13 protein-coding genes are annotated in these 14,647 nt (G+C 70.9%); 7 read left to right on the plus strand and 6 right to left on the minus strand.

The annotated features are described in order from the left end of the window. Positions 1-118: 118 nt before the first annotated feature. The 3 genes from M4J07_RS41155 to M4J07_RS41165 form a co-directional block, all read right to left on the minus strand. Positions 119-1,204, minus strand: a complete 1,086-nt coding sequence (locus tag M4J07_RS41155; protein ID WP_255981095.1) for a S1C family serine protease — start codon at positions 1,202-1,204, stop codon at positions 119-121. A gap of 128 nt (positions 1,205-1,332) precedes the next feature. Further along, positions 1,333-2,097 carry a class I SAM-dependent methyltransferase gene (locus M4J07_RS41160; protein ID WP_255981096.1) on the minus strand — a complete coding sequence of 255 codons (765 nt, stop codon included), beginning with the start codon at positions 2,095-2,097 and terminating at the stop codon, positions 1,333-1,335. Between the two features lie 26 nt (positions 2,098-2,123). Next, complete coding sequence (locus tag M4J07_RS41165; RefSeq protein WP_255981097.1) at positions 2,124-2,750, minus strand: DUF3043 domain-containing protein; 627 nt, start codon at positions 2,748-2,750, stop codon at positions 2,124-2,126. A 237-nt stretch (positions 2,751-2,987) separates the two neighbouring features. Here M4J07_RS41165 and M4J07_RS41170 point away from each other — a divergent pair, with 237 nt between their 5' ends. From M4J07_RS41170 to M4J07_RS41190, 5 genes are all read left to right on the plus strand, one after another. Next, positions 2,988-3,785 carry a PspA/IM30 family protein gene (locus tag M4J07_RS41170; protein ID WP_255981098.1) on the plus strand — a complete coding sequence of 266 codons (798 nt, stop codon included), beginning with the start codon at positions 2,988-2,990 and terminating at the stop codon, positions 3,783-3,785. Positions 3,786-3,804: 19 nt separating this feature from the next. Next, positions 3,805-4,083: a PspA-associated protein PspAA gene (pspAA, locus tag M4J07_RS41175; RefSeq protein ID WP_255981099.1), complete on the plus strand. Its 279-nt coding sequence runs from the start codon at positions 3,805-3,807 to the stop codon at positions 4,081-4,083. A 62-nt stretch (positions 4,084-4,145) separates the two neighbouring features. Then, on the plus strand, positions 4,146-5,381 hold the full coding sequence (locus tag M4J07_RS41180) for a sensor histidine kinase (RefSeq protein WP_255981101.1): 1,236 nt from the start codon (positions 4,146-4,148) through the stop codon (positions 5,379-5,381). Continuing rightward, on the plus strand, positions 5,378-6,076 hold the full coding sequence (locus M4J07_RS41185) for a response regulator (RefSeq protein WP_255981103.1): 699 nt from the start codon (positions 5,378-5,380) through the stop codon (positions 6,074-6,076). The genes M4J07_RS41180 and M4J07_RS41185 overlap by 4 nt, the downstream gene beginning before the upstream one ends. 163 nt (positions 6,077-6,239) lie before the next feature. Next, positions 6,240-9,377, plus strand: coding sequence for an efflux RND transporter permease subunit (locus M4J07_RS41190; RefSeq protein ID WP_255981105.1), 3,138 nt, complete (start codon positions 6,240-6,242; stop codon positions 9,375-9,377). A gap of 74 nt (positions 9,378-9,451) precedes the next feature. On the opposite strand, the gene nadA is transcribed toward M4J07_RS41190, so the two are convergent. Further along, positions 9,452-10,639 (minus strand): quinolinate synthase NadA, encoded by a 1,188-nt coding sequence (nadA, locus tag M4J07_RS41195; RefSeq protein WP_255981107.1) that lies wholly within the window; start codon positions 10,637-10,639, stop codon positions 9,452-9,454. Between the two features lie 290 nt (positions 10,640-10,929). On the opposite strand from nadA, the gene M4J07_RS41200 reads away from it, so the two are divergent. Beyond that, positions 10,930-11,286 (plus strand): iron-sulfur cluster assembly accessory protein, encoded by a 357-nt coding sequence (locus tag M4J07_RS41200; protein WP_018532976.1) that lies wholly within the window; start codon positions 10,930-10,932, stop codon positions 11,284-11,286. Positions 11,287-11,417: 131 nt separating this feature from the next. Here the strand turns inward: M4J07_RS41200 and M4J07_RS41205 are convergent, their stop codons facing one another. Beyond that, complete coding sequence (locus M4J07_RS41205; RefSeq protein ID WP_255981112.1) at positions 11,418-12,938, minus strand: hypothetical protein; 1,521 nt, start codon at positions 12,936-12,938, stop codon at positions 11,418-11,420. Positions 12,939-13,051: 113 nt separating this feature from the next. Next, positions 13,052-13,261 (minus strand): hypothetical protein, encoded by a 210-nt coding sequence (locus M4J07_RS41210; RefSeq protein ID WP_255981114.1) that lies wholly within the window; start codon positions 13,259-13,261, stop codon positions 13,052-13,054. 133 nt (positions 13,262-13,394) lie between these two features. Between M4J07_RS41210 and M4J07_RS41215 the strand changes: the two genes are divergently transcribed. Then, positions 13,395-14,372, plus strand: coding sequence for a carbohydrate kinase family protein (locus M4J07_RS41215; RefSeq protein WP_255981116.1), 978 nt, complete (start codon positions 13,395-13,397; stop codon positions 14,370-14,372). The last annotated feature ends 275 nt before the right edge of the window (positions 14,373-14,647 follow it).

A 14,647-nucleotide genomic window follows, 5' to 3' on the forward strand; every position in this document is an offset into this window, starting at 1 on the left:
CCGCCTGGGGCGGCAGGGTGGGCAAGGCGGCCCCCGGTGCGGCGCGTCCATCGCGGTGGGGCCCGGCCCCGGTCGACCTCACCGCAACCCCGGTGCCGCGCAACAAAGACCCGGTCACTCACATCTCGCCGAGCGTCACCTCGACCTCGTCCTTCGCCCCGCCCCGGGTGTACGTCACCCGAACCTTCTGCCCGGGCTCCTCAGCGGCCAGCGCCACCTGCAACGACGTCATCGTCGTGACCACCTCGTCGCCGAACCGGGTGATCACGTCACCCGCCCGCAGCCCCGCCTTCTCCGCGGCCCCGCCGTCCGTCACGGACACGATCGACACCCCGGCCGGCTCCAGATCACCGTCGACCACGACCCGCCCGGTGATGCCGAGCGCCGCCCGCCCGGAGTCCGAGACCCTGCCGTCCTTGATGATCTGGTCGGCGATCTTCGTGACGGTGGAGGACGGGATCGCGAACCCGATGCCCGGCGCCGCGCTGTCGCCCAGCTCGGGATCGGTCGCCGCCAGCGTCGGAATGCCGATGACCTGACTGTCCAGGTTCACCAGGGCGCCCCCGCTGTTGCCGGGATTGATCGCCGCGGACGTCTGCACCATGTTGGCGATCGTGGCACCGGTGCCCCCGCCCGAACGCCCCTCGCTCACGGTCCGCCCGGTCGCCGACACGATGCCCTGCGTGACGCTCGACGACAGACCGAGCGGCGACCCCATCGCCAGCGTGATCTGCCCGACCTCGACCTTCGACGAGTCCGCGAACTTCGCCGCCCGCAGCCCGTCCGGCACCTTCTCCAGCTTGATCACGGCGAGGTCCTGGTCCGGATACGCGTACACGAGCCGCGCGGTCAGCGGAGTCTCGTTCGTCGACGTCGTCACCTTGAACGTCTTCTCGTCGCCGACCACATGGGCGTTCGTCACGATGTGGCCCTCGTCGTCGTACACGACACCCGAGCCGAGGCCGGACGAGGCCTGGATCTGGACGACGGACGGCAGCACGTCCCTGATCACCTTCTGGTAATCGCTCTGCAGGTCGTTCACCGAGGCGGCGGCGGCCTGCGTCGTGGAGTCCGAGGACGACGAGCCCCCGGAGCCGGAGTCCGAACAGCCGCCGACCAGCGCCACCGAGCAGACGGTGGCGGTCAGGGGGAGTGCGACCCGCAGCAGACGCGAACGGGCCCGAGTACGCGAAGAAGCATCCATGCCCGGATTGTCACGCCCGTCCGCCGCCCCCGCCCGCGCCGATCCGCCGAACAGCGGACCCCGGGCCGGACCGCGGGCGGACCCGCCCGCGGCTGACCGGGGCTGACCGGGGCCGACCCCAGCCGTATTCAGCCCCGCACGCCGCACAGGTGCAACAGCGCGGCCACCCGCCGATACGGATCGCTGCGCCCCGCCCGCTCCTCCGCCGCGAGCAGCGTCTGCAGCTCACCGCGCTCGGGGATCGCCGCACCGTCCGCCGCCTGGTCGGTGAAGACCCGCACCCCGTACCAGGCGTGCAGCGGGGCCCCGATGCCGGCGAGCGTCGCCGTCAGGGTGTCAAGCCGGTCGGCCCGTACGTCGAGCCCGAGCCGGTTGGTGTACTTCGTGGAGTCGAACGCGCCGAGCGCGGTGACCCAGTCGCCGCCGAGCCCCGGCCGCATCGCCAGCGCGTCGGCGTTGCGCACGAGCAGCGAGAGCAGCCCGCCCGGGGCCAGCATCCGCGCCAGCCCGGCGAGCAGCGCGTCGGGATCCTCGACGTACATGAGGACGCCGTGACAGAGCACGACGTCGAAACTGCCCGGCAGGAAGTGGACGCCGGTCTCCATGCCGCTGCCCTGCACGATCCGGACGCGCTCCCGCACGCCCTCGGGCTCCGCGGCGAGCGCACGCCCGGCCGCGGCGACCATCTCCGGATCCTGCTCGACACCGGTCACCTTGTGCCCGGCACGGGCCAGGCGCAGCGCCTGCGTGCCCTGGCCCATTCCGACGTCGAGCACCCGCAGCCGCTGCCCGACGGGGAACCGCCCGGCTATCTGCTCGTCGAGCTGCCGGGCCACCAGTTCCTGCCGTACGACATTGCGCAGGCCCCCCAGCTTCTGCAGCCAGGAGCCCACCGCGTCGCCGGCGAAGGCTTCCGTGCTCAGGGCCGCTCCCCGCGCTTGACCTGCGGCTTGGGCAGACGGAGGCGCTTCATCTGGAGCGTGCGCATCAGCGCGTACGCGACGGCGCCCTTGCGGCGCTCGTTCGGGAACTTCTCCGCCAGCTTCTTCTTCAGACGGAAGCCGGTGAGAGCCGAGTCGATCACGATCGCGACGATCACGAAGAGCCAGAGCAGAAGCGCGATGTTCTGCAGCGAGCCGACGCGGACCATGCTCAGGACGAGGATGATCACCGCCATCGGCAGGAAGTACTCGGCGATGCAGAAGCGCGAGTCGACGAAGTCGCGCGCGTACTTGCGCACCGGGCCCTTGTCACGGGCGGGCAGGTAGCGCTCGTCACCGCTCGCGAGAGCGGAGCGCTGACGCTCCATCGCGGTGCGGCGCTCCTCGCGCTGGCGGGACCGGGCCTCCTTCGGCGTCATCTTGGTGTTGGCCACGCTGCGGCGCTGCGTCTGGGCCTCGCTGCGCTTCGGCGTGGGGCGGCCCTTGGGCGCCTGCGGGTCTCGGGGCTGCGTGGACTCGGCTACCGAGGCCTTGGCGGCCGGTGCCTTGTCGTCCTTGGATCGGCTACGGAACACAAAACCCAAGGGTACGTGGTGGACGTGCATGGACCACAGGCCCGTGGGGAACGATCCGGCAACACCCTGCGTCCCTGACCCTGAGAGGGGAGACGGGGCCACCTACTCCTTACGCCGGAGCGGGTCGGGACGCAGTCGTCCTTGGGGATGAGCGCATCCGCACCTGAACAGTGCGGTAATAGATGCAGGACCCGTACTGTGGGTTGTGTCGCAGTGCCGGGGCCTTGACCGTCGGCTGGATCTGTCAGAAGGGGGCGCGCGAAGCCCATGAGCGGTGTCATGAAGCGTATGGGGATGATCTTCCGCGCGAAGGCGAACAAGGCCCTTGACCGGGCCGAGGACCCGCGCGAGACCCTCGATTACTCGTACCAGAAGCAGCTGGAGCTGCTGCAGAAGGTGCGTCGCGGCGTCGCCGACGTGGCGACCTCCCGCAAGCGCCTCGAGCTGCAGCTGAACCAGCTCCAGTCGCAGTCCTCCAAGCTGGAGGACCAGGGCCGCAAGGCGCTCGCGCTCGGCCGTGAGGACCTGGCGCGCGAGGCGCTGTCCCGTCGCGCCGCGCTCCAGCAGCAGGTCACGGACCTGGAGACGCAGCACCAGACGCTGCAGGGCGAGGAGGAGAAGCTCACCCTCGCGGCGCAGCGGCTGCAGGCCAAGGTCGACGCCTTCCGTACGAAGAAGGAGACCATCAAGGCCACCTACACCGCGGCCCAGGCGCAGACCCGGATCGGCGAGGCGTTCTCCGGCATCTCCGAGGAGATGGGCGACGTCGGCATGGCGATCCAGCGGGCCGAGGACAAGACGGCCCAGCTGCAGGCGCGGGCCGGCGCCATCGACGAGCTGCTCGCCTCGGGCGCGCTCGACGACCCGTCGGGCCTGGCCAAGGACGACATCCAGTCCGAGCTGGACCGGCTGTCCGGTGGTACAGATGTAGAGCTGGAACTGCAGCGCATGAAGGCCGAGCTGGCCGGCGGATCGTCCGCCTCCCAGCAGGCGATCGAGGGCGGTGCGGGACAGGGCCAGCAGGCGCAGCAGCCGCAGGACACCCCTCGCTTCGACAAGCAGTAGCAGCCTTGAGGAGGCCGTCGTGATCGTACGGATCATGGGGGAGGGCCAGGTGAAGTTGTCCGACGACCACTTCACCGAACTCAACAAGCTGGACGACGAACTCCTCGCGGAGATGGAGAAGGGGGACGGGCCGGGCTTCCGCCGGACCCTCACCCAGCTCCTCGAGGCCGTTCGCCGCCTGGGCGAGCCGCTCCCCGACGACGCCCTGGAGCCCTCCGAGCTGATCCTTCCGGCGTCCGACGCGACGCTGGAGGAGGTCCGCGACATGCTCAGCGACGACGGTCTGATCCCGGGCTGACCTTCGCCCCGCACCGAGCCCACGGTGACGCACAGATGAAGGGGGCGGCTACCGTGACCCCGGTGACCCCCCTCGTACGGTGGGCCAGGACGCATCCCCTGGCCCTGGACGCCCTCCTCGCCGCGGGCGTCCTCGTCTGCATGGTCGCCGGTTCCTTCGTCGACCCGCACAGCCCCGAGGGCACGTACGCCTGGGGCGCCCGCACCCCGGACGTCCTCAGCCTCTTCCTGATGGTGCTGGGCGCCGCGGCCCTGGTCTTCCGGCGCATCGCCCCGATGCCCGTGCTCGCCGCGACCTCCACCGTCTCCCTCGTCGAACTGGTCACCGGCGAACCCCGCGCCCCCGTCGTGATGTCCGCGGTCGTCGCGCTCTACACGGTCGCCGCCACCACGGACCGGCCCACCACCTGGCGCGTGGGTCTGGGTTCGATGGCGGTGCTGACCGGTGTCGCCATGTTCGTCGGCCCGCTGCCCTGGTACTCCCAGGAGAACCTCGGGATCTTCGCGTGGACCGGCATGGCCGCGGCGGCGGGCGACGCCGTGCGCTCCCGCCGCGCCTTCGTCGACGCCATCCGGGAGCGCGCCGAGCGGGCCGAGCGCACCCGCGAGGAGGAGGCCAGGCGGCGCGTCGCCGAGGAGCGGCTGCGGATCGCCCGCGACCTGCACGACGTCGTCGCCCACCACATCGCCCTGGTCAACGTGCAGGCCGGGGTCGCCGCGCACGTCATGGACAAGCGGCCCGACCAGGCCAAGGAAGCCCTCTCGCACGTCCGCGAGGCCAGCCGCTCCGCGCTCAACGAACTCCGGGCGACCGTCGGCCTGTTGCGGCAGACCGGCGACCCGGAGGCGCCCACCGAACCGGCCCCCGGCCTGGACCGCCTCGACGACCTCGTCGACACCTTCCGGCACGCGGGCCTCCCGGTCGAGGTGGCCCGCGCCGAGGACGCCCCCGCCCTCCCCGCCGCCGTCGACCTCGCCGCGTTCCGCGTCGTGCAGGAGGCGCTGACGAACGTGCAGAAGCATGCGGGCGCGGACGCGAAGGCCGAGGTCAGCGTGGTGCGCATCGGACCGAACGTAGAGGTCTCGGTCCTCGACAACGGACCCGGAACGACCGCCCCGCCCGACGGCACCGACGGCACCGACAGGAACGGCGGGCACGGTCTGCTCGGCATGCGCGAGCGCGTCACCGCGCTCGGCGGCGCCCTCACCGCGGGACCGCGCTACGGCGGCGGTTTCCGCGTCCATGCGATCCTTCCGGTCAACGCCCGCACCACCACTCCAGGGGATGCCACGCCATGACGAGCGGCACGATCAGGGTCCTGTTGGCCGACGACCAGGCCCTGCTGCGCAGCGCCTTCCGTGTGCTCGTCGACTCCGAACCCGACATGGAAGTGGTGGGGGAGGCCTCGGACGGCGCGGAGGCCGTCCGGCTCGCCCGCACCGAGCGGCCCGACGTCGTCCTCATGGACATCCGGATGCCCGGCACCGACGGCCTCGCCGCGACCCGGGAGATCAGCGCCGACCCCGAACTCGCCCACGTGCGCGTGGTGATGCTGACGACGTTCGAGGTCGACGAGTACGTGGTGCAGTCGCTGCGCGCGGGCGCCTCCGGCTTCCTCGGCAAGGGCGCCGAGCCCGACGAACTGCTCGGCGCGGTGCGCATCGCGGCCGCCGGGGAGGCCCTGCTGTCGCCCGCCGCGACCAAGGGGCTTATCGCCAAGTTCCTTGCGCAGGGGGAGGGTTACGAGGAGGGGGCCGCGGCGGCCGGCAGTCACGCCGAGCGGCTCGGCGCGCTCACCGGCCGGGAGCGCGAGGTGCTCGTCCAGGTCGCGGGCGGTCTGTCGAACGACGAGATCGCCGAGCGCCTGGAGGTCAGCCCGCTCACCGTGAAGACGCACGTGAACCGCGCCATGGCCAAGCTCGGCGCCCGCGACCGTGCCCAACTCGTCGTCATCGCGTACGAATCGGGTCTGGTCCGCCCAAGGGTGGAGTGAGGTCGCCCGGCGCGTACTCCGCCCGCAGTATGCGCCGCACGAGAACGGGACCTGGGAGCGACGATTCCCGCCATCCCCATGGCTGAGGGTGTACGCGGGCCCTTGTGCATGTCCGCGACAGGGGCCGTCGTCCCCCCGCTCACGTCCCACGGAGACCCGCCCCATGTCCTGGCTGTCGAAGTTCAGCCTCGCCCAACGCGCCCTGATCGGGCTGATGTCGATCATCGCGATCGCCTTCGGCGCCATCGCGATCCCCCAGCTCAAGCAGCAGTTGCTGCCCACCATCGAACTGCCCATGGTCTCCGTCCTCGCCCCGTACCAGGGGGCGTCCCCCGACGTGGTCGAGAAGCAGGTCGTGGAGCCGCTGGAGAACTCCATCGACGCGGTCGACGGGATCACCGGCATCACCTCCACGGCCGCCGAGGGCAACGCCGTGCTCCTCGCCCAGTTCGACTACGGCAACGGCAGCGACTCCAAGCAGCTCGTCGCCGACGTCCAGCAGGCCGTCAACCGGGCCAGGGCCCAGCTCCCCGACGACGTCGACCCGCAGGTCATCGCCGGCTCGACCGACGACATCCCCACCGTCGTGCTCGCCGTCACGTCCGACAAGGACCAGCAGGCCCTCGCCGACCAGCTCGACAAGACCGTCGTGCCGTCCCTCAAGGACATCGACGGCGTCGGCCAGGTCACCGTCGACGGCGTCCGTGACCTCCAGGTCGACGTCACGCCCGACGACCGGAAGATGGCCGCGGCGGGCGTGAGCGTGCCGGCGCTGAGCCAGTCCCTGCAGGCGGGCGGCGCCACGCTGCCCGCGGGCTCCTTCGACGAGGACGGCAAGAACCGCACGGTCCAGGTCGGCGGCGGCTTCACCTCGCTGCGGCAGATCGAGGACCTGATGATCACCGGGGAGGGCGTCAAGAAGCCCGTACGCCTCGACGACATCGCCACGGTGAAGCAGCAGCCGTCCAAGGCCGACTCGCTCACCCGCACCGACGGCCGCCCCAGCCTCGCGGTCATGGTCACCATGGACCACGACGGCTCCGCGGTCTCCATCTCGGACGAGGTCGAGGACAAGCTGCCCGCGCTCCGTCAGGACCTCGGCTCCGGCGCAAAGCTGACCGTCGTCAGCGACCAGGGCCCGGCCGTCGCGAAGTCCATCTCGGGCCTCACCACGGAGGGCGCGCTCGGCCTGCTCTTCGCGGTCCTGGTGATCCTGGTCTTCCTCGCGTCGATCCGCTCGACGCTCGTCACGGCGGTCTCCATCCCGCTGTCGGTGGTCCTCGCGCTGATCGTGCTGTGGACCCGCGACCTCTCCCTGAACATGCTGACCCTCGGCGCGCTGACCATCGCGATCGGCCGTGTCGTCGACGACTCGATCGTCGTCCTGGAGAACATCAAGCGCCACCTCGGCTACGGCGAGGAGCGCCAGGAGGCGATCCTCAAGGCGGTCCGCGAGGTCGCCGGCGCCGTCACCTCCTCCACCCTGACGACGGTGGCGGTCTTCCTCCCCATCGGTCTGGTCGGCGGCATGGTCGGCGAGCTGTTCGGCTCGTTCTCGATCACCGTGACGGCGGCGCTCCTCGCGTCCCTGCTCGTCTCGCTGACCGTCGTGCCGGTCCTCTCGTACTGGTTCCTGCGCCCGCCCAAGGCGATCCAGGGCGTCGACCCGGAGGAGGCCCGCCGCAAGGCCGAGGAGAAGGAGGCCCGCTCCTGGCTGCAGCGGATCTACGTGCCGGTGCTGCGCTTCGCGACGCGCCGCCGCTTCACGAGCCTCATGATCGCGGTCGTGGTCCTGGTCGGCACGTTCGGCATGGCGCCGCTCCTGAAGACCAACTTCTTCGACCAGGGCGAGCAGGAAGTCCTGTCCATCAAGCAGGAGTTGAAGCCCGGCACCAGCCTCGCCGCGTCGGACGAGGCCGCCCGGAAGGTCGAGAAGGTGCTCCAGGGCATCGACGAGATCAAGGACTACCAGGTCACCGTCGGCTCGTCCGGCTTCATGGCGGCCTTCGGCGGCGGCACCGACTCGAACCAGGCCTCGTACCAGGTGACGCTGAAGGACAAGGCGTCGTACGAGGACACCCAGGACCGCATCGAGCGCGAGCTCGGCAAGCTGTCCGGGATCGGTACGACGACGATCGCGGCCGGTGACGGCTTCGGCAGCCAGGACCTGAGCGTGGTCGTGAAGGCCGCCGACGGCGACGTCCTGGACAAGGCGGCGGAGCAGGTGCGCGACGCGGTCGCGAAGCTCGACGACGTCACGGACGTCACCAGCGACCTGTCGCAGTCGGTCCCGCGGATCTCCGTCAGGGCCAACTCCAAGGCCGCGGCCGCGGGTTTCAACGACACGACGCTCGGCGCCGCCGTCGCCCAGGCGGTGCGCGGCACCACCAGCGGCAAGGCGATCCTCGACGACACCGAGCGCGACATCGTGGTGAGGTCGGCGAAGCCGGCCACCACGACGGACGAGCTGAAGAAGCTGCCGATGGGCCCGCGCGGCCTCACCCTCGGCGACATCGCCATGGTGAAGCTGGTCGACGGCCCGGTCTCGATGACCCGGATCGACGGCGCCCGCGCCGCCACCATCACGGCCAAGCCGACCGGCGACAACACGGGCGCGGTCAGCGCCGACCTCCAGTCGAAGATCGACGAGCTGAAGCTGCCGAAGGGCGCCACGGCGACCATCGGCGGTGTCACCTCCGACCAGGACGACGCGTTCAAGAACCTGGGTCTGGCGATGCTCGCGGCGATCGCGATCGTCTTCATGCTGCTGGTCGCGACGTTCCGCTCGCTGGCCCAGCCGCTGATCCTGCTGGTCTCCATCCCGTTCGCGGCGACCGGCGCGATCGGCCTGCTGGTCGCGACGGACACCCCGATGGGCGTCCCGGCGATGATCGGCATGCTGATGCTCATCGGCATCGTCGTGACGAACGCGATCGTCCTGATCGACCTGATCAACCAGTACCGCAAGCAGGGTCTCGGCGTGGTCGAGGCCGTGGTCGAGGGCGGCCGGCACCGGCTGCGCCCGATCCTGATGACGGCCCTGGCGACAATCTTCGCCCTGCTCCCGATGGCGCTGGGCGTCACCGGCGAGGGCGGCTTCATCGCGCAGCCGCTCGCGGTGGTCGTGATCGGCGGTCTGATCACGTCGACGCTGCTGACGCTCCTCCTGGTCCCGACGCTCTACGCGATGCTGGAGATCCGCAAGGAGAAGCGGGCGAAGAAGCGGGCCGCCAAGCGGGAGCGGAAGGCCCAGGTGCCCGCGCCCTCCGACTCCCCGGAGTCGGAGCCGGCCGGGGTCTGACAGGCCCGTGAACGCCGGGAGCCCGGTACGGACGCAGACCAGCGTCCGTACCGGGCTCCCGGCGTTCCGGCTGCCTACGGCAGCGCGAGCATCCGCTCCAGGGCCAGCTTCGCGAACTGTTCCGTCTCGCGGTCGACCTCGATCCGGTTCACCAGCTGCCCGTCGGCGAGCGACTCCAGCGTCCAGACCAGGTGCGGCAGGTCGATCCGGTTCATCGTCGAGCAGAAGCAGACGGTCTTGTCGAGGAAGACGATCTCCTTGCCCTCCGGCGCGAACCGGTTCGCGAGCCGCCGCACCAGGTTCAGCTCGGTGCCGATGGCCCACTTGGACCCGGCCGGCGCCGCCTCCAGGGCCTTGATGATGTACTCGGTCGACCCGACGTAGTCCGCCGCGGCGACGACCTCGTGCTTGCACTCCGGGTGCACCAGCACGTTCACGCCCGGTATCCGCTCCCGCACGTCGTTGACCGAGTCCAGCGAGAAGCGTCCGTGCACGGAGCAGTGCCCGCGCCACAGGATCATCTTCGCGTCCCGCAGCTGCTCGGCGGTCAGGCCGCCGTTCGGCTTGTGCGGGTTGTAGACGACGCAGTCCTCCAGCGACATCCCCAGGTCGCGCACCGCGGTGTTGCGCCCCAGGTGCTGGTCGGGGAGGAAGAGCACCTTGTCGCCCTGCTCGAAGGCCCAGTTCAGCGCCCGCTCGGCGTTCGACGACGTACAGATCGTGCCGCCGTGCTTGCCGGTGAACGCCTTGATGTCCGCGGAGGAGTTCATGTACGAGACGGGCACGACCTGCTCGGCGATCCCGGCCTCGGTCAGCACGTCCCAGCACTCGGCGACCTGCTCGGCGGTGGCCATGTCGGCCATCGAGCAGCCGGCCGCGAGGTCCGGCAGGACGACCTTCTGCTCGTCGCCGGTGAGGATGTCGGCGGACTCGGCCATGAAGTGGACACCGCAGAACACGATGTACTCGGCCTCGGGCCGGGCCGCGGCGTCGCGGGCCAGCTTGAAGGAGTCGCCGGTGACGTCGGCGAACTGGATGACCTCGTCGCGCTGGTAGTGGTGCCCGAGCACGAACACCTTGTCGCCGAGCTTCTCCTTGGCCGCGCGGGCCCGCTCCACCAGGTCCGGGTCGGACGGCGAGGGCAGGTCGCCCGGGCAGTCCACGCCACGCTCGCTCGTCGGGTCGGCCTCGCGGCCGAGCAGCAGCAGCGCCAGCGGCGTGGGCGAGACATCCAGGTCAACGGGGGTCTGGGCCGTGGTCACGTCACGCACCCTTTCTTGTGATGCAGAACGACTTTTCGTCGAAATGACGCTATCTATCATACGTGGTTCACGTCAGTTTGACGATGCCGATGTCGTCGATGTGACGCAATCCGCCCCGCCTCCTCTCGCCTTCCCCCGCCTCCTTCTCCAAGGCCCCGTGCCCCGTTCGCCAGGGGTGTGCGAGCATGAAAGGAGAAGTGCGAAACCCACGGCGGATCCGGAATGGATCCGGGCCTCTGCCGGTTGAAAAGGTCGGCAAGCAGTCTCCGTACAACCCGGGAGAGATGTAGATGTCCGTATCGGACGAGACCACCACCGTCAGCGACGGCATCATCCTGAGCGACGCCGCCGCGGCCAAGGTCAAGGCTCTGCTCGAGCAGGAAGGCCGCGAGGACCTGGCCCTGCGGGTGGCCGTTCAGCCCGGCGGCTGCTCCGGCCTGCGCTACCAGCTCTTCTTCGACGAGCGCTCGCTCGACGGTGACGTCGTGAAGGACTTCGGTGGCGTCAAGGTCGTCACCGACCGCATGTCCGCCCCGTACCTGGGCGGCGCCTCCATCGACTTCGTCGACACGATCGAGAAGCAGGGCTTCACGATCGACAACCCGAACGCGACGGGTTCCTGCGCCTGCGGCGACTCGTTCAGCTAAACGGCACGGCGAAGGGCCGGTCCGCCTCCCGAGGGAGGACGGACCGGCCCTTCGCGTTTGCCCGAGGGTTCTTCAGGGGCGCGGGGAACCGCGCGACCAGCCACGACGAGACCCGCGGACCACCACACCGCTCACCCTCGCGGCGCGACCTCCACCCCACCGGGCCGGTTCTTCCCGGCGACGGGCACCGCGGACCCGTCCGGCGTCACGACCTTCCGCCCGTCCAGCGGAGCGTCCAGCGTCACCGGCAGCGTGTAGAACTTCGCCAGCTCGATGCAGACGGTCCCCTTCTTCGAGGTCTCCGTGACCTTCACGGACACCTCCTTCCCGCTCTCCTCCGCCGACGCCGAGTACGTCGCGCACACCCCGCCCGTGAAGTGCAGCGTCAGCGTCTTCCCGTCGGCGCTGTACCCCTCGATCCGCACGTCCCGGGTGCCGGACCCCGGGTCACCCGGCGCCGACGTGCTCGGCCGCGGGCTCGGAGCCGTGGGCGGCTCGCCGCTCGGCGACGAACTCGTCGGCGCCACCAGGAACTTGGGGTCGACCGCCGGATGCGTCACCGTGAACACGGACTGCGCCCCGGTGGGCTTCACCTCGAACAGCCACGCCGGTACGAGCGCCTGCTTGCCCTCGACGTAGTGCGCGGCCAGCCCGAAGGTCGCCTTCTCGACCGCGACCGTGGACGACGCGGGCGGCCGCGGCGACGACGGCGTGCACCCGGCCCCGGCCCCCTTCGCCCCCTTCGACTCGTCCAGCGGCACCGCGCTCGCGCACCCGCCGACCGATGCGGACGTGCCGGCCGCCGCGCCGTTCATCCGGTCGAGCGTCTCCTTCGCCCCGATCGTCGGGTACGTGTCACCCTTCACCGGCGCCTTCAACTGCCCGCTGCCGCCGGTGACTTGACCGTCGGAGCCGACCTGGATCCCGGTCGACCAGCCGTACGTCGGCAGGCCGCCCACCTTCGGATCGGCGTTCACCACCCGGGTGGCGCCCATGAGCTGGCCCGCGTCGACCTTGGCGTCGTCCTGCCCGAGCGCCTTCAGGAGCGGCGCGGCGGCCTTCTTCGCGGCGGCCTCGCTCACCGCGTCGCCCTCGCTGCCGCTGCCCACCGAGGCGCACTTGGTGGGGCTCGCGCACTTGTGGTCGGCCGACGGAGCGAACCGCGCGTACGTCCAGGTGCCCGGCGCCTTCCGCGTCACCTGCAGCGACGGCCCCGACCCGTCCTTGGCCGGCCCCAGCTTCCAGGTGCCGTCCTCCAGCCGGGGCGCGCCGCCGACGTCGAGCGCCTTCCCGAGGGCGGTCACCTCCGCCGCGGTCACCGCGCCCTCGGCCCGGTAGACGGGCGCCTCGCCCGGGTCGTCCGGCAGCTCACCGGCCGCCCGGTAACGGGTGCCGTTCGGGTCCGGCTCGCCCGGCGCGATCCCGTTCGTCGTGCCCGGGCTGCCGCCCTCGGCGTAACCGTCCAGGGCGAGCGGCGGGGGAGTGCCGTCGCCGCCGGGGCCCGAGGAACGGTCCTGGTCGCCCCCGCCGGCGGCGTTCGTCGCGAGGTACGCTCCGCCGCCACCGGCGAGGAGGACAGCCGCCAGGGCCGAGGCGACCGCCAGCGTGCGCCGTCGGCCGTGCCGATCCCGCGTCTGCTCTTCCGTGCTCACCGCATCGCTCCTTCGCCTGCCGCGTCGTATCCCGGATCCCCTTTATGAGGGACGGTCACCGGGGACAGCGATGGGACGCGGCAGGGGAGCGCGCGGTTCCCTTCCGCGCTCCGTCAGTCGCCGAATCCGGCCATGGAATCGATCAGCCGGGCCGACGACGCGGGGACGACGACCCCGTGGATCCCGGACGCGTCGGCCACGGTCACCGGCCGTTCCGTCTCCCAGGGGGCGCGCGGCAGCACCCAGTGCGGAACCATCCGCGCGCAGTCGACGCGCAGCGCGGCGAGCCCGTCCTTGGTCATGAAAGACACGTCGTAGGTCATGACGGCACCGTACGCACGGCACACTCCACGAAAAAAGCCCTACTATCGGGTAGTTTCCGCACTTCAGAGCAGGGGCCTCGACCGGGTAGCGTGAACTGTCAATCCCCTCCCCTTCAGGAAGCGTGCTCACGCCGTGCGAATCGCAGTCACCGGCTCCATCGCCACCGACCACCTGATGACTTTCCCCGGCCGCTTCGCCGACCAACTCGTCGCGGACCAGCTGCACACGGTCTCCCTCTCCTTCCTCGTGGACAACCTCGACGTACGCCGGGGCGGTGTCGGGGCCAACATCGCCTTCGGCATGGGGCAGCTCGGCACGAACCCGGTCCTGGTGGGCGCCGCCGGCTCCGACTTCGACGAGTACCGGGCGTGGCTGGACCGCCACGGTGTGGACACGGAGTCCGTCCGGATCTCCGAGACCCTGCACACGGCCCGCTTCGTCTGCACCACGGACGCCGACCACAACCAGATCGGCTCCTTCTACACCGGCGCCATGAGCGAGGCCCGCCTCATCGAGCTGAAGACCGTCGCGGACCGCGTGGGCGGCCTCGACCTGGTGCTCATCGGCGCGGACGACCCCGAGGGGATGATGCGCCACACGGAGGAGTGCCGTTCGCGCGCGATCCCGTTCGCGGCCGACTTCTCGCAGCAGATCGCGCGGATGGACGGCGAGGAGATCCGCCTCCTGCTGGACGGCGCCACGTTCCTCTTCTCGAACGAGTACGAGAAGGGCCTCATCGAGTCCAAGACCGGCTGGACCGATGCCGAGATCCTCGGCAAGGTCGGCCACCGTGTCACCACGCTCGGCTCGCGCGGCGTGCGCATCGAGAAGGTCGGCGAGGAGACCATCGAGGTCGGCTGCCCGGACGAGGACGCCAAGGTCGACCCGACGGGCGTCGGTGACGCGTTCCGCGCCGGCTTCCTGTCCGGACTGGCCTGGGGCGTCTCCATGGAGCGCGCGGCCCAGGTCGGCTGCATGCTCGCCACACTGGTCATCGAGACGCTCGGCACGCAGGAGTACGAGCTGCGCCGCGCCCCGTTCATGGACCGCTTCCGCAAGGCCTACGGTGACGCTGCCGCTATCGAGGTGGAGTCCTACCTGGGCCTGTGACGGCCCAGGGCCCGGAAGAGCCGCGGTCGCGTCTGCTCATGCAGTGAGCAGGTGCGGCTGCGGCTTTTCGTTGGTTGCTCGCGCCGTTCCCCGCGCCCCTGGTGGTTGCGCCGCACCGTGTCTGCGCAGGCCCCGCCCGGTCGGGGTTCGGGGCCTACCCTTCCCCGCGGTCCTAGACGGCCCGCCGCACCGTATAGACCGCGCTGCCGTCGGGGCGCTCCTCGGCCCCCACGTACTCGTGGCCCTGGGTGAAGCACCACGCGGGGATGTCCACG

Source organism: Streptomyces longispororuber (assembly GCF_024448165.1).
Lineage (GTDB): Bacteria > Actinomycetota > Actinomycetes > Streptomycetales > Streptomycetaceae > Streptomyces > Streptomyces longispororuber_A.